This window comes from Glycomyces dulcitolivorans (genome assembly GCF_003265355.1).
Taxonomy (GTDB): domain Bacteria; phylum Actinomycetota; class Actinomycetes; order Mycobacteriales; family Micromonosporaceae; genus Glycomyces; species Glycomyces dulcitolivorans.
This window is the reverse complement of record NZ_QFRW01000286.1, coordinates 1-20,545: the sequence shown is the minus strand read 5'-3', so window position 1 is coordinate 20,545 and position 20,545 is coordinate 1. Positions and strand designations below refer to the sequence as shown.

The window sequence follows — 20,545 nt, the reverse complement described above, 5'->3', positions numbered from 1 at the left end:
CGCGGCGGCGGCGGCCGCGGCCGCCGCCGCGCCCCTCCTCGGCCCGACCGACCCGGCACGGGCCGCCGACCAAGCGGCCGAGCACATCGGCGCCGCGGCCTGGGAGACCCTCATCGACGGCTCCTTCGCCAGCCGCGCGGCCCTCGAAGCCTCGTGGAACTACCTGTACCCGTGGGGGTCCGACCACAACGGCACCGCCCGCATGTACGCGAGCTCCAGCGACGCCAACCACCTGTGGCTCTCGCCCAGCGGCGTCCTCAACATCAAGGCCACCCGCATCACCTGGAACGAGGGCAACTCCAGCAAGGACCCCTACCTGCCGATCCGCTACCACTCGGCCGCGATCCACGCCAAGCGCCAGGTCCTCGTCAACGACACCTACCCGAACTGGGAGATCCGCGGCCGGTTCCAGGCGCCCTCGGCGCCCGGGACGTGGCCGGCGTTCTGGATCACCGGCGCGAACTCCTGGCCGCCCGAGAGCGACATCCTGGAGTTCAAGGGCGACAACCGGAACTGGTTCAACACCTACGATGGCGCCTGGGACAACACGCTCGTCGCCGTCTCCTCGCCCGGCAGCTGGCACGAGTACCGCATCTGGATGACCAAGACCAGCGCGACCGACGTCCAGATCCACTACTACCTCGACGGGACCTGGAAGGCCGCGCACACCGGCTCGAACTTCGTCGGCAAGGCCATGAACATCATCGTCAACCTCCAGATGGAGGGCTCCTCGGGCGCTTCCGGCCCGACCGGCGACACGCTCTACCGCGCCCAGAACGTCTACGTCGGCCGCACCAACAACGGCTGAACCGCGCGCCGCCCGGGACTGCACGGTCCCGGGCGGTGGTGTTCTGAGACCGCTTGCCCTACAATCAGCATCGACAACTGTAAATGCCTGGATTGCTGAGGAACTACTTCCCGGCATGCTCAGCGACCGGGCGCGTCTTCTTGGAGTCGATATGACATCGATTGCTTCAGTGCGCCCACGACGCCGCCTCGCGGCGGCCCTCGCGTTCCTCATCGGCGCCGTCGTGGCCGCCACCACCGCCTTCGTCACCGCCACCGGAGCCCAGGCCGTCGAGACCGGCACCTGGTACAACCTCGAATCCCGCCACTCCGGCCTCGTGCTCGGCATCCGCGCCGCCTCCACCGCGAGCGGTGCCGAGCTCGTCCAGTGGTCGAGCAACGGCTCGTATGACCAGCAGTTCCGTTTCGTCGACGTCGGCGGCGGCTATTTCCGGATCGAGAACCGGCTCTCTGGCCTGGTCCTGGACGTGGCGTCCGGTTCGACCGCCGACGGTGCGAAGGTCCAGCAGTGGGGCTGGTCGGGCGCCACGAACCAGCAGTGGCGCGTCACCGAATCGGGCGGCTACGCGACCATCGTCAACCGCGCCTCGGGCAAAGCCCTGGACGTGTGGGAGTGGTCGACGGCCAACGGCGGCAGGATCTCCCAGTACACGCCCACCGGCGCGACCAACCAGCAGTGGGAACTCATCCCCGCCGAAGGCGGCATCGAGGCCGACATCGTGGTGGCCGCCGACGGCTCGGGCGACTACACCGGGGTCCAGGCCGCGGTGAACGCCGCCGCCTCCGGCTCGACCATCCTCATCAAGGCCGGCACCTACAAGGGCGCGGTCACCGTGCCCTCCTCCAAGACCGGCATCACCTTCATCGGCGCCACCGGGAACGCAGCCGACGTCGTCATCCACGAGAACCGCTGCGCCGCATGCGACAACGGCAGCGGCGGCACGTGGGGGACCAGCGGCAGCGCCAGCGTCCTGCTCCAGGGCGCGAACTTCACCGCCGAGGACCTCACCTTCGCCAACACCTACGACGAGGCCGCCAACGGCAACAGCCAGGCCGTCGCCGTCAAGGTCCAGGGCGACCGGATGGTCTTCGACAACGTCCGCTTCCTCGGCAACCAGGACACGCTCCTGACCGACTCGCCCAGTGCCGCAACGGTATCGCGGCAGTACTACCACGACTGCTACGTCGAGGGCGACGTCGACTTCATCTTCGGCCGCGGCACCGCCGTGTTCGACGGGTGCCGGATCCACTCGCTCACCCGCGGCTCCACCACCAACAACGGCTACATCGTCGCGCCGAGCACCGAGATCACCAACCAGTACGGGCTGCTGTTCAACCGCTGCTCGCTGACCTCCAACGCCCCCGCCAACTCCGTCTACCTGGGCCGCCCCTGGCCCGCCGGGGGCTCGACCACCGCCCGCGGCCAGGTCCTCTACCGCGAGACCACCATGGGCGCCCACATCCGCACCGCCGAGCCGTGGTCCGACATGTCGGGCCTGGCCTGGGAGGACGCGCGCCTGCGCGAATACCAGAACACCGGCCCCGGCGCCACGGTCAACGCCAACCGGCCCCAGCTGACCGCGAGCGAGGCCGCCAACTACGAGATGGCCGACTACCTGCGCGGCTCCGACAACTGGAACCCGATCCGCTAGCCGGACGGAAAGGAGCGGCCCGTCCTCATCGGACGGGCCGCTCCCGGATGGAAGGAATCAGGTCAGGGGGCTACAGGCTCACCGTCCGCCCGCCCAGGGTCACCACGAGCCGGCCGTCGCTCGCGAAGGACCAGCCCAGCGCGCCGCTGTAGTTCGCGCAGCGGGAGCCGTTCGAACCCGTCCACCACTGGTTGCCGGTGTTGGTGCTGCCGACGGTCTGGTCGTTGTCGCCCGAGACGTTGAAGCGGCACGAGGTGTTGTTCGTGAACACGTGCGACCCGGCGCTGAACTGGAAGTTGCGCTCGACGCTGTCGATCGACAGGTTGTTCGCCACCGTGATCGAGCCGGGGTTGGAGTTGTACGTGAAGCCGTGCTGGCCGTTGTCGAAGGCGATCGAGCGGCGCACGACGTGGTTGATCGGCACGTCCTCGCCGCCGAGCTTGTACCCGTTGCGGTCGCCGTTGCTGAACACCGTCCCGTTGGAGAGGGTCCCATTCTCGTAGGAGAGCGAGTCCTCGATGGTCACGGTCCCGATCGGGTCGTAGTCGGCGTACGTGTACAGGTCCCAGCCGTCGTCGGCGTTGTTGTGCGCCACCGCGTACCGGAACACGTTGCCCGCGCCCACGGTCAGCTTCGCGGCGAAGCCGTCCGCGTCCTCGCCGTCGGCGTCGGCGTTGTCGTGCGACTCGGCGCTGATGATGAGGTTGTTCTTCGGCCATGACGCGGTCGTGCTCGTCGAGGTCTGGCGCGAGAGCTGGAGCCCGGAGTCGCGGTTGTAGCGGGTGATGGTCCGCTCGATGATGTTGCTCGAACCGGAGATGAAGATGCCGTTGTCGCCGGCGCGCTCCACGATGAGGCCCTTGACGTGCCAGTAGTCGGCGTACAGCGCCAGGCCGCGGTTCGCGGACGCCTCGGCCTGCGCCGAGAAGTTCAGGACCGGGACCTCGCTGCCGTAGTTGGCGAGCACGATCCGCGAACTCGACGTCCCGTCCTTCGTCTCGGGGATCACCACGGTCGCGGAGTAGTTGTAGGTGCCGCCGCGCATGTAGATCGTCCCGCCCGCGGCGACGCGGCTGATGGCCGACGTCAGCGTGGTCGGGGCGGTGATGGTGCCCGCGGCGCTGTCGGTTCCGCCGGGGGCCACGTAGATCGCGGTGCCGCTCGGCGGCGGCGTCGTGGTCGGCGGGTTGGTGGAGGTGACCTCGAAGTCGAGGTAGTCGATGTTCGCCAGGCCGTTCGCGGTGGTCGCGGCGAGGCGGATGGTGTTGCTCCCGGCGCTGACCGGGACCGTGACGGTCTTGGTGGTCCAGCCGGTCCAGCTGCCCACCGGGAAGGAGCTGGCGGAGGCGGCCACGGTGCCGTTGACGGTGATGTCGGCCGGGCGGTCGGCGGTGCCGCCGTTGGCGTACCGGATGCCAAGGGTGGCGGTGCCCGCGGTGGCCGCGTTCACGGTCCACTGCGCGGCGGCGCCGGTCGCGTTGGTGGAGTTGCAGAACCCGCTGCCGGAGTACCCGGCGTGGTTCGAGTCGATGGTGCCCTGGCAGGTCGCGGGCGAGGTCTCCACCTCGTAGCGGACCGGTGCCGCCGACGCGATGTTCATGCCGACGAGCGTGGCCGTCAAGGCCACCGCGCCGGTCAGTCCGGCGACGAGCGCCGTCCTGATCCTTCTTCGAGGAGTCATGTCGTGTCCCTTCACAACATCGTTGTCGCATGAGGTCACTCAAATCACAAGGCATGCAAATGTGTCGATCTAAGTGATGGATCGACTGTAGGGAATGCGCTTTCATCCTGTCAATACGAGGAGGGCAACCGATTGCATAATTTCTCGGCTTCGCTAAACTCGTCCGATGCCCGCAACCGCCCCCGCGCCCCGATGACCGCCGCCTACCTCGCCGGACTCGCCCTCGGCCTCGCGCTCATCGTCCCCATCGGCGCCCAGAACGTCTTCGTCTTCGGCCAGGGCGTCGCCCTCGGCATGCCGAGGGCGCTGTGGGCCGTCGCCGGCGCGGGCCTGTGCGACACGCTCCTCATCGTCCTCGGCGCGACCGGCGCCTCCGCGCTCCTGGACTCCGTCCCCGGCCTGCGCCCGGCCATGCTCGCCGCCGGCGCCGCCTTCCTCGCCTACCTCGGCGTCAAGTCCCTGCGCACCAGGCCCGCCGACATCGCCGACGAGGCCGGCTCCTGGTCCCCGCTGCGCACCCTCCGCCGCACCGCCGCGGTCTCCCTGCTCAACCCCCACGCCATCCTCGACACCGTCGGCGTGCTCGGCGCCGCCATCGCCGCCCAGGCCGCGGCCTCCCGCACCGTCTTCGCCGCCGGGGCCGTCACCGCCTCCTGGGCCTGGTTCCTCCTCCTCGCCGGCGCCGCAACGGGACTGCGCGGCGCCATGACCAAGGAGCGCCGCGTCTGGTTCGACCGCGCCTCCGGCCTCATCCTGCTCGTCTTCGCCGCCTGGCTCGCCTACGAGTTCGCGCGGATCCTCCTCTGAACCGTTCCAAGGCTTGGGAGCGATTGACAAAGTTTAGTCTCGCAACTTAGTCTTACATCGAGGATTCTCAATGGGTTCCCGCGGCCCCGCGTCCTCCCCGGCAGCCACGCGGACAGAAGGAGCACCATGCAAGGCGTCAAGCGACGAACCCGCAAGTGGATGGCGCTGGCGGTAGCCGCCCTCGCCGTCTTCGCCGCGGGGCTCGGCATCCTCGCGCCCACCGCCGCCTACGCGGCCGAGGGCTGCAAAGTGGACTACAAGATCGCCAGCCAGTGGGGCGGCGGCTTCACCGGGGACGTGAAGATCACCAACCTCGGCACCGCGGTCAGCAGCTGGAACCTGGTGTGGACCTTCCCGAACGGGCAGCGCGTCACCCAGGCGTGGAACGCGACCACCACCAACTCCGGCGACACCGTCACCGCGAAGAACATGAGCTACAACGCGTCGATCCCGACCAACGGCTCGGTCTCCTTCGGGTTCAACGGCTCCTGGTCCGGGACCAACGGCGTCCCGGCCTCCTTCAGCCTCAACGGCACCGTGTGCACCGGCGCGGTCGGCGAGCCCAGCACGCCGCCCACGACGACGCCGCCGCCCACCGGCGGCATCTCCGCGATGGAGACCGTCGCGGCCATGCAGCCGGGCTGGAACCTCGGCAACTCCCTCGACGCCGTCGGCGCCGACGAGACCGCCTGGGGCAACCCGCGCATCACCCAGTCGCTGATCAACAATGTTGCGGCGCAGGGCTACAACAGCATCCGCATCCCCGTCACCTGGGACAACCACCAGTCCAAGACCGCGCCGTACGCGGTCGAGGACGCCTACCTCGACCGCGTCGAGGAGGTCGTCGGCTGGGCGCTCGACGCCGACCTGTACGTCCTCATCAACATCCACCACGACTCGTGGATCTGGATGGCGGACATGAACTCCAACCGCACCGTCGTCGAGGACCGCTACGAGGCCATCTGGACCGAGCTCGCGTCCCGCTTCCGCGACGCCCCGCCCGAGCTGCTGTTCGAGTCGGTCAACGAGCCCCAGTTCAACAACGTCGACGACACCACCGCATACGGGCTCCTGGACGACCTGAACACCTCGTTCCACCAGATCGTGCGCGCCTCCGGCGGCGGCAACGCGACCCGCGTCCTCGTCCTCCCCACCCTCCACACCAACGCCGACCAGGGCCGCCTCGACGCCCTCAGCGCCACCATCGACGCCCTGGACGACCCCAACATCGCCGCGACCATCCACTACTACGGCTTCTGGCCCTTCAGCGTCAACATCGCCGGGTACACGAAGTTCAACGACGAGGTCAAGGCCGACCTGGAGGGCTACTTCAACCGGGCGTACAACGAGTTCATCGCCAACGGCATCCCGGTCCTGGTGGGGGAGTACGGCCTCCTCGGCTTCGACACCCACACCGGCACCGTCGAGCAGGGCGAGAAGCTCAAGTTCTTCGAGTACGCCGGCTACTACGCCCGCCAGAAGGGCATCACCCTCCAGCTGTGGGACAACGGCCAGCACTTCGACCGCACCGCCGGCACCTGGAAGGACCCCGAGCTGTTCGCGATGATGAAGGCCGCGTGGACGACCCGCTCGGGCACCGCCGCATCCGACCAGATCTACGTGGGCCGCACCGCCACGGTCGCCGACGTCTCGCTCGCCCTGAACCTGAACGGCACCACGTTCCAGGGCCTGCGGGTGGGCTCGACCAACCTCGTCCAGGGCACCGACTACACGATCTCCGGCTCCACCCTGACCATCAAGGCCAGCAGGCTGACCACGCTCCTGGGCGACCGCTCGTACGGCGTCAGGGGCACGGTCCAAGCGGTCTTCTCGCAAGGGGCGCCATGGCGCATCAGCGTCATCTCCTACGACCAGCCGACGATGTCGGCGGCCACCGGAGCCAGCGCGACCTTCGCGATCCCGACCCAGTTCAAGGGCGACCAGCTGGCGACCATGGAGGCGAAGTACGCCGACGGCACCGCCGCGGGACCGCAGAACTGGACCTCCTACAAGGAGTTCGGCCGCGCCTTCAACCCCAACTACACGGCCGGCACGGTCACCCTCCCGACCGCCTTCTGGTCGGAGGTCAACGACGGCCAGAAGGTCACCCTGACGTTCCACTTCTGGAGCGGCAGGACGGTCACCTACTACGTCACCGAATCCGGCGGCAACGTCACCGGCTCACTGACCTGATCCGATAGGGCTGTTCCGTTAGGAAAGGGGCCGCCCCGGCAACACGCCGGGGCGGCCTTTCCGCCCGCCCCGGCCCGATCCTCCACTTAAGATCCGGTCATGACAGACACCAGGATCGCCCGCCGCACCTTCGCCGTCGGCGGCGCCGCCTCGGTCGGCCTCGGCGCCCTCGCCGCCTGCGGCTCCGACGACGGCGACGCGACCGAGTCGGCGAGCCCCAGCACCTCGGCGAGTCCGACCGAGGCCGCCACCGGCGCGGACACCACCTGCGTCCTCACCAGCGAGGTCACCGAAGGCCCCTACTACCTCGACGACGCCCTGGAGCGCACCGACGTCACCGAGGGCAAGACCGGCGCGCCCCTCGCCCTCCTGATCACCGTCGTCGACGCCGACGGCTGCACGCCCCTGGCGAACGCCATGGTCGAGATCTGGCACTGCGACGCCTGGGGCTACTACTCCGGCTTCACCACCGCCAACCCCGGCGGCTCCGCCCCCGCCGAGGACGGCACCGGCGACGACGAGACCTTCCTGCGCGGCTTCCAGATCACCGACGACGCCGGCCAGGCCGCCTTCACCACCATCGTCCCCGGCTGGTACACCCCGCGCGCCACCCACATCCACGTCAAGGTCCACACCGGCGGCACCGTCGACGACGCCGAATACGAGGACGGCACGGTCGTCCACACCGGCCAGTTCTTCTTCGACGACGACACGGTCCTCGCCCTCGACGAGGTCGAGCCGTACTCGGAGCACACCGGCGACCACACCCTTCTCGACGACGACATGGTCTACACCGGTGGCGGCGTCCAGGACGGCCTGCTCACCTTGACCGCCAACGACGACACGGACCCGAGCGCGGGCTACGCGGCCGTGATCACGGTGGGTGTGACGCCGTAGCGGAGGGAGCTACTTGTGCGGGTCCTCGTCGGGCCCTCCGAGGCCCCAGACGTCCTCGTCCTCGGTGAGCCAGGTGCCGATGTCGCCTTCCGCTTCGGGTGGCACCGCATCGCGCGGGCCGCCTACGCCCATCATGCCGCCGAGCGAGCGGTCGCCGCCTTCGGCGATGCGGAACCTTCCGCCCGCCGCGCCTCCGGACAGGAGGCCGAAGTTGAGCTGGCCGCCGTTGGAGCCGAAGCCGCCGTCGCCCCAGGCGCCGACGTTGGTCGCCCTCTGGGCGCCGCCGCCGATGACGCCGGGGGGCAGCTCGGATTGCAGCCGCGCGGTCCAGTGCGCGAGGTTGTGCTCGATGATGCCCGTGTACCGGTGCGCGTCGCCCAGGAGCTGTCGGCAGTCGTCGCGCAGGGCCGAGAACGCCTCGACCGCGGCCGCGGCTCCGCCGATCCGCGCGGTCCAGCGGGCGAGGTCGTTGCGGACCGCGATCACGTCGGGGTGCTCGGGTCCGAGGATGCGGAGCTGGTCGTCGAGGACGCCCTTCAGCCCTTCGACCGCGGCGGCGGCGTCGCCGCTCTCCCCGAGCCAGCCCGCGAGGTTCTGCCTGCTGCGCAAGGTGTCGGGATGGTCGGCGCCGAGCACCCGCTCCCGGTCGGCGAGCAGCGCCGCGGTCGCGGACGCGGCCCCTTCGGGGTCCCCGGCGTCGCCGCGCCAGTGGGCGAGGTTGTGCCGCACGGCGAGTGTGAACGGGTGGTCGGCGCCCAGGAGCCGCAGGCAGTCCGCGAGCAGCGCCTCGTTGGCCTCCGCGGCTCCGTGCGCATCGCCTGAGCGGCCCTGCCAGCGGGCGCGCAGCGACCGGGTCACGAGGACGTCGAAGTGCTCGGGGCCGAGGACGCGTCTGCGGTCGGCCAGCAGCGTCTCGGTCTCCGCGGCCGCCGCCTCCAGGTCGCCTTTCTCGCCTTTCCAGTACAGGAGCCGCTGCCGGGTCGACAGGGTCTTCGGGTCGTCGGGGCCGAGGACGCGGACGCGGTCCGCGAGCACCGCGGTGAACCCCTCGATCGCGCCGAGGACGTCTCCCGCCTCGCCCCGCCAGCGCGCGCAGCCGTGCCGGGCCTGGAGGGTGTCGAAGTGGTCGGGGCCGAACGCCGCACGGGCCTGCTCGGCGAGTAGCACGTAGAACCGTGTGGCCGTGTGCACCTGGCCCTGGGTGCCGAAGCTGTCGCCGAGCCGGAAGAGCACCGGCGGGACGCCGTCGGCGAAGCGCAGGGATGCGGCTTTTGCGAAGAGCCGCATGGCGTTCGACCGGAGGACCGCGCTGAACGACGGGTCGCTCTCGGGATCGGGCCAGACGGCCGCGAGGGCGTCGGCGGCGGCCCGGGCCGACTCGCGCTCCTGCTCGGCCGTGGCGGTATCGGCGACGGCCCGCTGGACCAGCGCGTGCATGCGGACCAGGGAGCCGTCGGTGTCGATCAGGCTCAGGCGGTGGAGGCGACCGAGCGCCGCCCGGACTTGGAACGCGGGCAGGGCGCTCGCGCCGGCCGCGGCGGCGAGGTGCCGGAGCGCGGCTTCGGTGCCGAACAGGTCGGCCGGGACGCCGGCGGGGTCGAGGAGTGCGACGAGCCTGAGCAGACCGAGTGCGAGTCCTTGCGGGCGTTGCCGGTCGGCCTGCTCGATCGAGAGGGACCAGGCCGCGCCGAGCGGGCCGCGGTAGCCGTCGGGGGCGGTCTCGGGGCTCAGCTCGGCGAGGGCGATGGTGCGGTCTTCCAGCAGGTCCACGTAGTCCCCACAGGTGAGGCCCGGCTGGTCGAGGATGAACGCCGACGCCTGCGCGAGGGCGAGGGGGAGGCCGGCGAGTCGCTCGCTCAAAGCCTCCGCTCCGGCGATGCGCTTCGACCGGGGCCCGAGCCGCTGGTGCAGGTAGGCGAGCGACTCTGCGGCGCTGAACAGGCCGATGTCGATCCGGATGCGGCCCATGCCGTCGAGGGCGGCGTCGCGGCGGCGGGTGGTGATGATCGTCCGGCCCCGGGGGTTGTGGGGCGGCCAGATGTCGTACAGCTCGACCGGGTCGGCGAGGTCGTCGAGGACGATGAGCCATCGCGGCCCGTCTGTGCGGGTGAGGAGGTTGAGGAACGCGGCCGCGGCGCGGCCGTCATGGCCGGGCTCGGCCCCGCAGAGTTCGACGCCGGCCTGCGCGAACGCGGCGGTGACCGCGCCGGAGCCGCTCGCGTTGACCCACATCAGGAGGTCGAGTTCGGAGGCGTCCCAGCGGCTCGTCGCGTACGCCGCGGCCAGCTGCGTCTTGCCCACGCCGCCCATTCCCGCGAGCACCAGGCAGGACGCGGTCGACTCGTGCAGCAGCCCGTCGGCCTCGCGTTCCTGCCGCGACGCCGCCAGGGGCGGCACGGTGCCGATCCGGTGGGGCCACCGCACCGGCCGGGCCGCGCCGACGACCAGCCCGATCCGCCCGTCCTGCACGACGCTGTCGTAGAACTGGCTGCCGAACTGCGGCTGAGGGGACAAGGCGGCGACCTCCGGGGGAAGGAATGCCCGAATTCTATCGCCGATCGGACCCCTGCCGGTGGCTCAGGAGGTCGACTCGCGCACCTTCAACTCGAAGGGGGCCGTGTGCTCCTCCGGTGGCCGCGAAGGGTTCTCCATGCGGGCGGCGATCAAGGAAACCGCCTTCTCGGCCATCCAGCGGTGGTCCGGCGAAACAGAAGAGAGGGCCGGGGTGGTGTAGGCCGATTCGGGGATGTCGTCGAAGCCGATGACCCGGACGTCTTCGGGAACGCGCAGGCCGAGGTCGGCCAGGCCGCGGATGACGCCGAGGGCGACCGTGTCGGTGACGGCGACGACGCCGTCGAAGGGGATGCCGGAGGCGTGGAGGCGCTTGACGGCGCGGCGTCCGTCCTCCATGGACATGCCGGAGAGGGCGACGAGGGAGGTGTCGAGCTCGATGCCGTGGGCCGCGAGGCCGTCCACATAGCCCTGGTAGCGGCGCGAGACCACGTGGACGCCTTCGAGGGTCCATCCGGTGACGTTGGCGATCCTGGTGCAGCCCTGGGCGATCAGGTGCTCGGTCGCGGCGCGGGTGCCGGCCTCGTTGGCCATGCCGACGTGGTCGATGCTCGTGCCGAAGTCGCGTTCGCCGAGCATGACGATCGGGAAGTCGCCCCAAGGGTGCGCCTGCTCGCGCGGGTCGAGGACCACCGCGCTCAGGATGAGGCCGTCGAACTGGAGCTTGTGCGACTGGGCGACCGCCTCGACCTCGCCGGTGTCGCTGCCGCCGGTCTGCTCGATCGCCACGTGGAAGCCGTGCGAGCGCGCCGCCTCGATGACGAGGGCGCCGAGCATCCCGAAATAGGCCTGGTCGACGCCGGGCACCGCGAGGCCGATGACCCCGGTGCGCCCGGCTTTCAGGGTGCGGGCGTTGACGTTCAGGCGGTACCCGGACTGCTGGATCGCATCGAGGACGCGCAGCCGGACGGGCTCTGAGACCCCGGCCCGGTTGTTGACCACGTTGGACACGGTCATCTTGGACACGCCGGCCAGGCGCGCCACGTCGCTCATCGTCACCATCTCGGGTACCGCCTTTCGGGATTCGACGATCCTCCTATGTTCTCACCCTAGTGCGAGCGACCGACTACGCCACGTCCCCGGCCACGGTCGCGAAGGAGTGCGCGGGCAGGTGGACCAGGAGCTTGCCGTCCTCGACGCGCGCCCCGTCGTGCTTGCGCGGGGCGACGGCCTCGGGCTGCTCGGGGGTGTTGTGCGCGTGGAGGGCGCCGGCGGTGAGGAGCTCCGACTCCAGGGAGGTGAGGGTGCCGCCGCGCAGGTCGACGACGACGTCGGCCGCCTCGTCGGCGTCCAGGTTCGACAGCGACACGAGCAGGCGGCCGTCCTTGCGGGAGGCCGAGACCGACACGGTCGAGAGCGAGGCGCCGTCGACGTCCTTGACCGGGGCGTCGCCCACGACGTGGACCTGGAGGCTCGCGGCGTCCTGGTGGCCCTTGTTCATCCGGAACACGTGGTAGGTCGGGGTGAGCACGAGGGCGCCCGAGTCGGGGTCGGTCAGGATCATCGCCTGGAGCACGTTCACCGTCTGCGCAATGTTGGCCATCACCAGGCGGTCGGCGTGCCTGTGGAAGATGTCGAAGTGGAGGCTCGCCACGAGCGCGTCGCGCATCGTGTTCTGCTGGTACAGGAACCCGGGGTTCGTGCCCGGCTCCACGTTCCACCAGGTGCCCCACTCGTCCAGGACGATCCCGATCTCCTTCTTCGGGTCGTACAGGTCCATGACGTTGGCGTGCCCGGTGAGCAGCTCGTCGGTGCGCGCGGCCTTCGCCATGGTCGTGTAGTACTCATCGGCGGTGAACTCGGTCGCCGAGCCCTTGTCCTCCCAGGTGCCCGCGATCGTGTAGTAGTGCACCGAGACCGCCTGGTACAGCGGGCGCTCCACGCGCTGGCAGCCGAGGTGGGAGAGCTGCTTCATGAGCGTCTCGGTCCACCCGTAGGAGAAGTCCGAGGCGCCGGCGGCGATGCGGTACAGCTTGTTGTCGCCGTAGTCGCGGCAGTAGGTCGCGTAGCGGCGGGCCTCCAGGGCGTACTGCTCGGCCGACATGTTGCCGCCGCAGCCCCAGGTCTCGTTGCCCAGGCCCCAGAACTTGACCTTCCACGGCTCCTCGCGGCCGTTGGCCTTGCGCTCGCGCACGGCGGGGGAGTCGCCGGCGCGGGTGAGGTACTCGACCCACTCGCTCATCTCCTGGACGGTGCCGGAGCCGACGTTCCCGGAGATGTACGGCTCGGTGCCCAGCAGCTCGCACAGGGCCATGAACTCGTGCGTGCCGAAGTGGTTGTTCTCCTCGACCCCGCCCCAGTGGGTGTTGACCATGGCCGGCCGGTCCTCCTTGGGGCCGATGCCGTCCCGCCAGTGGTACTCGTCGGCGAAGCAGCCGCCGGGCCAGCGCAGGTTCGGGATGTCGAGCGCGCGCAGGGCCTCGACCACGTCGAGGCGGATGCCGCCCTCGTTGGGGAGGTCGGAGTCCTCGCCCACGTAGAAGCCGCCGTAGATGCACCGGCCGAGGTGCTCGGCGAAGTGGCCGTACACGTGGCGGTTGATGACGGGGCCTTCGAGGTCGAGGTTGACGACGGCGTTGACGGTGCTGCTCATCGGGGCCTTCCTGGAAACTGCTTCTTTATCGGTAAAGTCGCTTCACTCTACCGGGTCCCGGCGCCGCCGTGTCAAGACTCCGCCGGAAGGGAATTTCCGCGGCCGCCCTCGACTTGAACCTCCCGCAGGGGACCGACACCGAGGAGCACGACGTGACCGACGAATTCACCCGCGAATGGCGCACCTGGCACGCCCGCCGCGAGGCCGCGCTGGCCGAGCCCCACGGCTGGCTCAGCCTCACCGCCTTCCACTGGCTCGACGACGAGCCCGCCCCCCTCGACGGCCTCCCCGGCCTCTGGAGCTCCGACGGCACGGTCGTGACCGTGACCGCCGCGGCCGCCGACCGGCTCGTCGCCGACGGCGCCCCGGTCCACGGCACCGCCGAGTTCAAGACCCCCACCGGCCCGGCCTGGATCGACTACGGCGACAAGCGCCTCGAACTCGCCCCGCGCGGCGGCCGCCACGCCGTGCGCGTGCGCGACCCCCAGGCCGCCACCCGCACCGCCTTCACCGGCGTCCCCGCCTTCGACCCCGACCCCGCCTGGGCCGTCGCCGGCCGCTTCGCCGCCGCCCCCGCGCGCCTCGACGTCGGCTCGGTCCGCGAAGGCGTCGACCAGGCCCTGAACGCCCTCGGCACCGTCAGCTTCGACCTCGCGGGACAGGCCCAGGAGCTCGTCGCCACCGACGCCGGGGACGGGCGCCTGTGGCTGCTCTTCCGCGACCCCACCAACGGCGAGACCACCGCGTCCTTCCGCCAGCTCACGACCGCCGCGCCCGGCCCCGGCGGCGCCGTCGAGCTCGACTTCAACCGCGCGGTCAACATGCCGTGCGCGTTCACCGACTACGGCACCTGCCCGCTCCCGCCGGGCCCGAACCGGCTCACCGTCGCCGTCACCGCCGGCGAACGCCGACCGGCCTAAAAGAGTTATCTCGGCTCCGATGCAAGCGGCATCGGAGCCGAGAGACGCGCCGACGTAGAGTCGTCTTCCGAACCGCCCCTTCGGAAGGACCCCGGATGTTCGACGCCGTGCCCAACCCCGTCCTCTTCAACGCCTTCGGCGTGCCGACGACCCTCATCGAGGCGCTCGGATTCGTCTCCGGCGCCCTGTGCGTGTGGCTGGTCGCCCGCCAGCACATCGCCAACTGGGGCATCGGCATCTTCAACTGCCTGATGTTCATCGTCCTGTTCACCCAGTGGGGCCTGTACGCCGACGCGGGCCTCCAGCTCGTCTTCATCGCCCTCGGCGCCTACGGCTGGTGGAACTGGGTCCGCGGCGGCGGCCCCGCCGACGACGCCCTCCCCGTCAGCCGCACCGGCCGCACCGAATGGGCCGCCCTCATCGGCGCCGGCCTGATCGCCCTCGCCGCCATCGCGATCCTCCTCGACCGCGCCACCGACTCCACCGTCCCCTTCTGGGACGCCCTCACCACGGTCCTGTCGCTCATGGCCACCTACGGCCAGTGCCGCAAGCGCCTCGAATCCTGGTGGCTGTGGATCGCCGCCGACATCATCTACATCCCCCTGTACGCGTACAAGGAGCTCTACCTCACCTCGATCCTCTACATCGGATTCATGGCCCTGTGCGTCCTCGGACTCCGCAACTGGCGCAAGGACCTCCTCCAGACCGCGGAGGTCGCGGCATGAGCCTGCCCGAGCACGGCCTGGTCCTCGGCAAGTTCTACCCGCCCCACGCCGGCCACCACCACCTCATCCGCGCCGCCCAGGCCGGATGCGAGCGCCTCACCGTCCTGGTCAGCCACGCCACCGTCGAGTCCATCCCCCTCGCGGCCCGCGTCGCCTGGATCCAGGAGGCCCACCCCGGCGCCCGCGTCATCGGCACCGTCGACGACGTCCACATGGACCTGAACGACGAGGCGATCTGGCAGGCCCACGTCGACATCTTCAAAACCGCCGTCCCCGAGCGGATCGACGCCCTCTTCACCTCCGAGCCCTACGGCCCCGAACTCGCCCGCCGCCTCGGCGCCGCCCACCACTTCGTCGACCTCGCCCGGAACGCGTTCCCCGTCTCCGGCACCAAGGTCCGCGCCGACCCCGCCGGGAACTGGCACTACCTCGAAGGCCCCGTCCGCGCCGGCCTCGCCCTGCGCGTGGTCGCCCTCGGCGCCGAGTCCTCCGGCACCACCACCATCGCCGAGGCGCTGGCCGAGACCTATGCCGCCCGCGGCGGGACCTGGGCCGACACCCGCTGCGTCCCCGAGTACGGCCGGACCTTCAGCGAGGAGAAACTGCGCGCGCTCCAAGCGGTCCAACCTGAGGCGACCTGGCCCGACGTCAGGTTCGACACCGCCGACTTCCCTGTCATCGCCGAACGCCAGAACCGCCTCGAAGAGGCCGAGGCGCGCCTGGGCGGCCCGGTCCTGTTCTGCGACACCGACGCCTTCGCGACCGCCGTCTGGCACGAGCGCTACCTCGGCGGCCGCAACCCCGCCCTCGACCCGCTCGGCGACGCCCTCGCCCACCACCTCTACCTGCTCACCGACCACGAAGACGTCCCCTTCGAGGACGACGGCCTGCGCGACGGCGAGCACCTGCGCCCCTGGATGACCGGCCGCTTCGCGGCCGAACTGGAGCGCACCGGCCGCCGCTACGTGAAACTCCAAGGCCCCCACGAAGACCGCCTCGACCAGGCCGTCCGCGCCGTCGACGCCCTCATCGCCGGAGGCTGGAGCATCGCCGACCCGCTCCCCGAATACCGGTGACGCGAACCGGCTTGCCTGAAGGGCCAGGTCGGCGCACACTGACCACATGCGCATCAGGGCCGTGACCGAAGCCGACCTGCCCCTCCTCCAGGACATCGAGCGCGCCGCCGGCGAGTGCTTCCGCACCGTCGGCATGGCCGCCATCGCCGACGACGAGCCGCTCACTCTCAAAGAACTCGACGACTACCGCCGCACCGGCCTGGCCTGGGCCGCCGATGAGCACGACTTGCCCGTCGCGTACCTCATCGCCGAACCTGTCGACGGCGCCCTCCACATCGAGCAGGTCTCGGTCCACCCCGACCGGGCCCGCCGCGGCATCGGCCGCGACCTCATCGACCATGCCGCCGCCCGCGCCGCCCTGACCGGCCTCGACGCCCTCACCCTCACCACCTTCGCCGACGTCCCCTGGAACGCCCCCTACTACGCCCGCCTCGGCTTCGCCGCCCTCGCCGAGGACGCCCTCACCCCCGGCCTACGCGCGATCCGCGACCGCGAGTCCGCCCACGGCATCGACCGCTGGCCCCGCGTCTGCATGCGCCGCCCGCTCTGAGGCCGGTGGGGCCGCGGCTCGCTCCCGCGCCTCCAGATGGTCGAGCCGCTCGGCCGCCAGGAACGCCCGCGACAGCTCCATCCGGACGTAGGGCGCGTCCGTGCCCGCGCTCTTGAAGTAGAAGATCGCGATGTTGATCAGCGACACGAAGCACGCGTACACCAGCTCGTCCTCCAGGAGGTCGAACTGCAGCAGCGTCCCGATCACCAGGATCGGGACGCAGTACAGCAGCAGGATCGGCTGCCACGCCACCAGCCGTCCCCTTGAGACGGTCGCGGCGCTCGGCACGGTCGACAGCCCCGCGCCGCGGGCGCTCCTGTACGCGTCGCCCGCGAACCACAGGCACACCGAGATGATGACCGCCATGGTGAAGATGCCGACCTGGGTGAACAGCGGCCACCAGTCCCGCTGGACCAGCGTCGGAAGCAGCGCGTAGAGCGGGAACAGGATCGCCTGCGACCGGATCGCGACCGCGCACGCCGCCGAACGGAACCGCCGCATGCCCCGGCGCGGCAGGGCCGAGGCCGGCGTGAGCTCGGCGAAGATGTTCAAGTACATCCGTAGGCTGACCAGCGCGAACGTGGCGGTCACGATCCTGGAGGGGAAGCTCCCCCACAGATCGGGGATCGCGTAGTCGGCGGCGCGGACGTCGTCGAAGAACACGATGCCCGGCCCCGAGCGGTTGAACACGTTGTTGAGCAGTTCGAGCCACTTGGCCGTCCAGGAGATGTTCAGGTCGCGCGCCCACCAGGTCATGATGATCGCGGTCGCGCACCACAGCAGGACCGAGCACAGCACCGCCCAGGCCATCAGCCGCTTCGCGCGGGCCAGGTGGGGCGAGCCGCCTTCGCGCCCGGCCTGCTCCTGGCGGACCTTCCTGATCCGGCGCTGGCGCGAGACGGTGCCGATCCCGGGGGAGAAGCTCCGGAGCTTCGCGATCCATCCGGTCGGCGCGGTGCGCTCGATCTCGCGGAGGACCTCGATCTCGTTGGCGAACAGGGTGTGCAGCTGCCGGAACCGGTTGCGCCCGGGTTCGACGCCGCTGACGAGGAGGCGGCGTTCGGGGTCGACGTCGACGAGGTCTTCGAGGAGGCGGGCGAGGCCGGTCGAGGCGACGTAGAACTGGTCGGGGACGGTGCCGTCCGGGTTGAGGTCGATCCCGGCGACGGTGATGAGCACCAGCCCGAGCGAGTACAGCTCGGCGCGCTCGTCGCCCGATCCCTCGACCCGCACTTCGGGCGCGACGTACAGCGCGTCGCCCTGAAGCGCGCCGCCGAGCGCCCCGGTGTGCAGGTGGTTGACGCCGAGGTCGATGAGCCGCATGCGGATCGCGCCGCCGGTCTCCTCGACGATGATGTTCGAGGGCGCGAGGTCGTCGTGGTGGCGGCCCTCGTCCTCAAGTTCGGCGAGCGCGCGGAACAGGGCGGTCCCGAGCAGTTCGAGCCGGTCGACGTCGAGGGGCCGCAGGATCTCCCGCTTCGGTTCGCGGGCGGGCCGGTCGCGCAGGAGCTCGGCGAGGGTGCGGCCGGGGACGAAGTCCATGAGGATCCAGCTGTCGTGGCTGGCCCAGACCCGCACCAGCGGGGAGGAGTCGGAGGCGAGCTGCCCGTATTCGGTGAGGTAGCCGCGGGTCGCGTCGGTGATGGTGGGGACCTTGAGGTACGGGTAGATCAGGCACTTGAGGGCGAAGCGCGCGGTGCGGCCGTTGACCGGTTCGGCGTCGCGGCCGGTGAGGATGATCGAGGTGGTGCCCTGGCGGTGGAACCGGAGGGTCGCGGGGTCGATCTCCTTCCATTCCCTGAGTGCTTCGGGCGAGGGCTTGGCGCGGTCGGCGTGCCGTGCGGGGGAGAGGGCCAGTCGCGGGTTGTAGAGGTCGGCGATCGCGTGCCGGACGTGGGCGTCGTCGACCAGTGCGGTGCAGAGCCGCTCGGCGGTGGTGTCGCCGAGGGGGAGCGGGGCGGCGGGTTCGTTGTGGAAGCGCATCCGGTCCGAGCAGTGCATCGCGACGAGGGTGAGCAGGAGGAATCCGAGGTGGCCGGCGGTGGCGGGGTCGACCCTGGGGTCGCGTTCGCGCTCCCGCCACCAGTGCCAGAGCCGGTCGATCTCTTCGCGGCGCCGGACCAGGAACCGTTCGCGGAACGCCCGTTCCCCGAGCGGGAGGTCGATGAGGGCGTCCCGCCAGGCGGCGGCTTTCCAGTCGCCGAGCGCGGCGAGGGCCTCCTCGTCGCCGCCGCGTCCGGTGAGCGCCGCGAGCGCGGCGGTGAGCTGGTCAATCGAGGCGCGCATCGCGGCCTCCGGAGCGGGAGCGGTGGGGCGGGTGCGGATCGCGCAACGGGGGCCTCCGGGGGGCGGAGCGGATGGGGCGCCGCATCGGTCCGATTGCGGCAGTCTTGTTCCGAGGGTACGCAATCGGGCATCGATCCGTCATGCATCGATCACTGTGCGCAGGACGCGTGTGAGGCCTGCCTCCATGCCTCGGATCGGAATAGTCCTCGGGGTCCGGCCGTTAAGGTAGATGCAAACGCATGAACTTCGAATGGGCCCGCCAGGGCGAAGAGAGCAGGGAATCCGATGCAGTTCGGGATCTTCTCAGTCAGTGACATCACGCGCGACCCGATCTCCGGCGAGACCCCGAGCGAGGCCGAGCGGATCGAGGCGATCGTGAAGATCGCGGTCAAGGCCGAAGAGGTCGGCCTCGACGTGTTCGCCATCGGCGAGCACCACAACCCGCCGTTCTTCTCTTCCTCGCCCACGACGCTGCTGGCGCACATCGCCGCGCTCACCGAGCGGCTCATCCTCACCACCGCGACCACGCTGATCACCACGAACGACCCGGTGCGCATCGCCGAGGAGTACGCGATGCTCCAGCACCTGTCCAAGGGCCGCATGGACCTCATGCTCGGGCGCGGCAACACCGCCCCGGTCTACCCGTGGTTCGGGCAGGACATCCGCCAGGGCCTGCCGCTGGCGCTGGAGAACTACAACCTGCTGCACAAGCTGTGGCGCGAGGACGTCGTGGACTGGGAGGGCCAGTTCCGCACCCCGCTTCAGGGCTTCACCTCGACGCCGCGCCCGCTCGACGACACGCCGCCGTTCGTGTGGCACGGCTCGATCCGCACGCCCGAGATCGCCGAGCAGGCCGCGTTCTACGGCAACGGCTACTTCGCCAACCACATCTTCTGGCCCACCTCGCACTCCAAGCGCCTCATCGACTTCTACCGGCAGCGCTTCGAGCACTACGGGCACGGCACGCGCAAGCAGGCCATCGTCGGCGTCGGCGGGCAGGCGTACATCGCCAAGCGCTCGCAGGACGCTATAAGTGAGTTCCGCCCCTACTTCGACGAGGCCCCCGTCTACGGCCACGGCCCGTCCCTGGAGGAGTTCACGCAGGGCACGCCGCTGACGGTCGGCAGCCCGCAGGAGGTCATCGACAAGACCCTGACGTTCCACGACGCGTTCGGCGACTACCAGCGCCAGATGTTCCTCATCGACCACGCCGGCATGCCGCTGGGCATGGTCCTGGACCAGCTGGAGCTGCTGGGCGGCGAGGTCGTCCCGGTGCTGCGCAAGGAGCTCGCCTCCCGGCGCGACCCCGAGTCGGCCGACGCCCCGACCCACGCCGGGCTCGTGAAGGCCAAGTACGGCGACGGCCCGGTCCGCCGGCCGCGCCCGAACGCCAACCGCGGCGACAACGTCACCGGCGCCTCGCCGTACCAGGACTCCGAGCCCGCCGCCGAGTACCCGGAAATCTAGGGGCGACCGAGATGACCCGCTCACGGAGCAGGCTCGCGAACGACTCGTGGGAGTCGCTGCTGACCGCCCACGCGGCGCTCATGAAGCGGTTCGCGGCCGAGCCGATCTGGGACGAGGTGTCGATGCGCGAGTACGACGTGCTCTACACCCTGTCCAAGCACGAGGGGCCGATCCGCCTGTTCGAGCTCGGCCGCGGCGTCCTGCTCAGCCAGCCCGCGCTCTCGCGGCTGGTCGAGCGGCTCGCCGAGCGCGGCCTGGTCGAGCGCACGCCCGACCCCGAGGACGGGCGCGGCCTGCGCCTGGGCCTGACCGCCGCCGGG

16 protein-coding genes are annotated in these 20,545 nt (G+C 70.6%); 11 read left to right on the top strand and 5 right to left on the bottom strand.

All coding sequences use genetic code 11. From position 1 onward, the window contains the following. Together DI269_RS19295 and DI269_RS19290 are read left to right on the top strand one after the other, a co-directional pair. Positions 1-808: LamG domain-containing protein (locus tag DI269_RS19295; RefSeq protein ID WP_198667561.1), on the top strand; the 808-nt coding region annotated here is incomplete at its 5' end. Between the two features lie 169 nt (positions 809-977). Next, entirely contained in the window at positions 978-2,459 is a 1,482-nt protein-coding gene (locus tag DI269_RS19290) for a pectinesterase family protein (protein ID WP_157975093.1), read from the top strand. A 70-nt stretch (positions 2,460-2,529) separates the two neighbouring features. On the opposite strand, the gene DI269_RS19285 is transcribed toward DI269_RS19290, so the two are convergent. Next, positions 2,530-4,140, bottom strand: coding sequence for a carbohydrate-binding protein (locus DI269_RS19285; RefSeq protein ID WP_112138836.1), 1,611 nt, complete (start codon positions 4,138-4,140; stop codon positions 2,530-2,532). A 192-nt stretch (positions 4,141-4,332) separates the two neighbouring features. Between DI269_RS19285 and DI269_RS19280 the strand changes: the two genes are divergently transcribed. The 3 genes from DI269_RS19280 to DI269_RS19270 all read left to right on the top strand — a co-directional run bounded on the left by DI269_RS19280 (position 4,333) and on the right by DI269_RS19270 (position 8,037). After that, on the top strand, positions 4,333-4,947 hold the full coding sequence (locus DI269_RS19280; protein WP_112138833.1) for a LysE/ArgO family amino acid transporter: 615 nt from the start codon (positions 4,333-4,335) through the stop codon (positions 4,945-4,947). A 126-nt stretch (positions 4,948-5,073) separates the two neighbouring features. Next, on the top strand, positions 5,074-7,140 hold the full coding sequence (locus tag DI269_RS19275; RefSeq protein ID WP_198667560.1) for a cellulase family glycosylhydrolase: 2,067 nt from the start codon (positions 5,074-5,076) through the stop codon (positions 7,138-7,140). A gap of 99 nt (positions 7,141-7,239) precedes the next feature. Further along, a complete protein-coding gene (locus DI269_RS19270) occupies positions 7,240-8,037 on the top strand; it encodes an intradiol ring-cleavage dioxygenase (RefSeq protein WP_112138831.1) in 798 nt (265 codons plus the stop codon). 9 nt (positions 8,038-8,046) lie between these two features. Here the strand turns inward: DI269_RS19270 and DI269_RS19265 are convergent, their stop codons facing one another. The 3 genes from DI269_RS19265 to DI269_RS19255 all read right to left on the bottom strand — a co-directional run bounded on the left by DI269_RS19265 (position 8,047) and on the right by DI269_RS19255 (position 13,201). Beyond that, positions 8,047-10,551, bottom strand: coding sequence for a tetratricopeptide repeat protein (locus DI269_RS19265; protein ID WP_112138829.1), 2,505 nt, complete (start codon positions 10,549-10,551; stop codon positions 8,047-8,049). A gap of 63 nt (positions 10,552-10,614) precedes the next feature. Further along, a complete protein-coding gene (locus DI269_RS19260) occupies positions 10,615-11,610 on the bottom strand; it encodes a LacI family DNA-binding transcriptional regulator (protein ID WP_112138827.1) in 996 nt (331 codons plus the stop codon). Positions 11,611-11,674: 64 nt separating this feature from the next. Continuing rightward, a complete protein-coding gene (locus DI269_RS19255; RefSeq protein WP_112138825.1) occupies positions 11,675-13,201 on the bottom strand; it encodes an alpha-N-arabinofuranosidase in 1,527 nt (508 codons plus the stop codon). Between the two features lie 152 nt (positions 13,202-13,353). Here DI269_RS19255 and DI269_RS19250 point away from each other — a divergent pair, with 152 nt between their 5' ends. From DI269_RS19250 to DI269_RS19235, 4 genes are all read left to right on the top strand, one after another. Continuing rightward, entirely contained in the window at positions 13,354-14,121 is a 768-nt protein-coding gene (locus tag DI269_RS19250; RefSeq protein ID WP_112138840.1) for a DUF1684 domain-containing protein, read from the top strand. Positions 14,122-14,216: 95 nt separating this feature from the next. Further along, positions 14,217-14,846, top strand: coding sequence for a nicotinamide riboside transporter PnuC (gene pnuC / locus DI269_RS19245; protein ID WP_112138822.1), 630 nt, complete (start codon positions 14,217-14,219; stop codon positions 14,844-14,846). Beyond that, positions 14,843-15,922, top strand: a complete 1,080-nt coding sequence (locus DI269_RS19240; protein WP_112138820.1) for an AAA family ATPase — start codon at positions 14,843-14,845, stop codon at positions 15,920-15,922. The genes pnuC and DI269_RS19240 overlap by 4 nt, the downstream gene beginning before the upstream one ends. Before the next feature lie 46 nt (positions 15,923-15,968). Beyond that, entirely contained in the window at positions 15,969-16,472 is a 504-nt protein-coding gene (locus tag DI269_RS19235; protein WP_112138818.1) for a GNAT family N-acetyltransferase, read from the top strand. On the opposite strand, the gene DI269_RS19230 is transcribed toward DI269_RS19235, so the two are convergent. Further along, positions 16,395-18,758 (bottom strand): protein kinase domain-containing protein, encoded by a 2,364-nt coding sequence (locus DI269_RS19230; RefSeq protein ID WP_112138816.1) that lies wholly within the window; start codon positions 18,756-18,758, stop codon positions 16,395-16,397. The two genes, DI269_RS19235 and DI269_RS19230, sit on opposite strands and share 78 nt — an antisense overlap. A gap of 285 nt (positions 18,759-19,043) precedes the next feature. Between DI269_RS19230 and DI269_RS19225 the strand changes: the two genes are divergently transcribed. Beyond that, positions 19,044-20,225 carry an LLM class flavin-dependent oxidoreductase gene (locus tag DI269_RS19225; RefSeq protein WP_112138814.1) on the top strand — a complete coding sequence of 394 codons (1,182 nt, stop codon included), beginning with the start codon at positions 19,044-19,046 and terminating at the stop codon, positions 20,223-20,225. 11 nt (positions 20,226-20,236) lie between these two features. Further along, positions 20,237-20,545 (top strand): MarR family winged helix-turn-helix transcriptional regulator (locus tag DI269_RS19220; RefSeq protein WP_112138812.1); only part of this gene is annotated, 309 nt, incomplete at its 3' end.

What these genes read in the sequence shown, in the direction of transcription:
- DI269_RS19280 (WP_112138833.1), top strand. Translation starts at nt 4,333, where the DNA reads ATGACCGCCGCCTACCTCGCCGGACTCGCCCTCGGCCTCGCGCTCATC.
- DI269_RS19285 (WP_112138836.1), bottom strand. Translation starts at nt 4,140, where the DNA reads ATGACTCCTCGAAGAAGGATCAGGACGGCGCTCGTCGCCGGACTGACC.
- DI269_RS19270 (WP_112138831.1), top strand. Translation starts at nt 7,240, where the DNA reads ATGACAGACACCAGGATCGCCCGCCGCACCTTCGCCGTCGGCGGCGCC.
- DI269_RS19255 (WP_112138825.1), bottom strand. Translation starts at nt 13,201, where the DNA reads ATGAGCAGCACCGTCAACGCCGTCGTCAACCTCGACCTCGAAGGCCCC.
- DI269_RS19260 (WP_112138827.1), bottom strand. Translation starts at nt 11,610, where the DNA reads ATGGTGACGATGAGCGACGTGGCGCGCCTGGCCGGCGTGTCCAAGATG.
- pnuC (WP_112138822.1), top strand. Translation starts at nt 14,217, where the DNA reads ATGTTCGACGCCGTGCCCAACCCCGTCCTCTTCAACGCCTTCGGCGTG.
- DI269_RS19275 (WP_198667560.1), top strand. Translation starts at nt 5,074, where the DNA reads ATGCAAGGCGTCAAGCGACGAACCCGCAAGTGGATGGCGCTGGCGGTA.
- DI269_RS19230 (WP_112138816.1), bottom strand. Translation starts at nt 18,758, where the DNA reads ATGCGCGCCTCGATTGACCAGCTCACCGCCGCGCTCGCGGCGCTCACC.
- DI269_RS19240 (WP_112138820.1), top strand. Translation starts at nt 14,843, where the DNA reads ATGAGCCTGCCCGAGCACGGCCTGGTCCTCGGCAAGTTCTACCCGCCC.
- DI269_RS19235 (WP_112138818.1), top strand. Translation starts at nt 15,969, where the DNA reads ATGCGCATCAGGGCCGTGACCGAAGCCGACCTGCCCCTCCTCCAGGAC.
- DI269_RS19225 (WP_112138814.1), top strand. Translation starts at nt 19,044, where the DNA reads ATGCAGTTCGGGATCTTCTCAGTCAGTGACATCACGCGCGACCCGATC.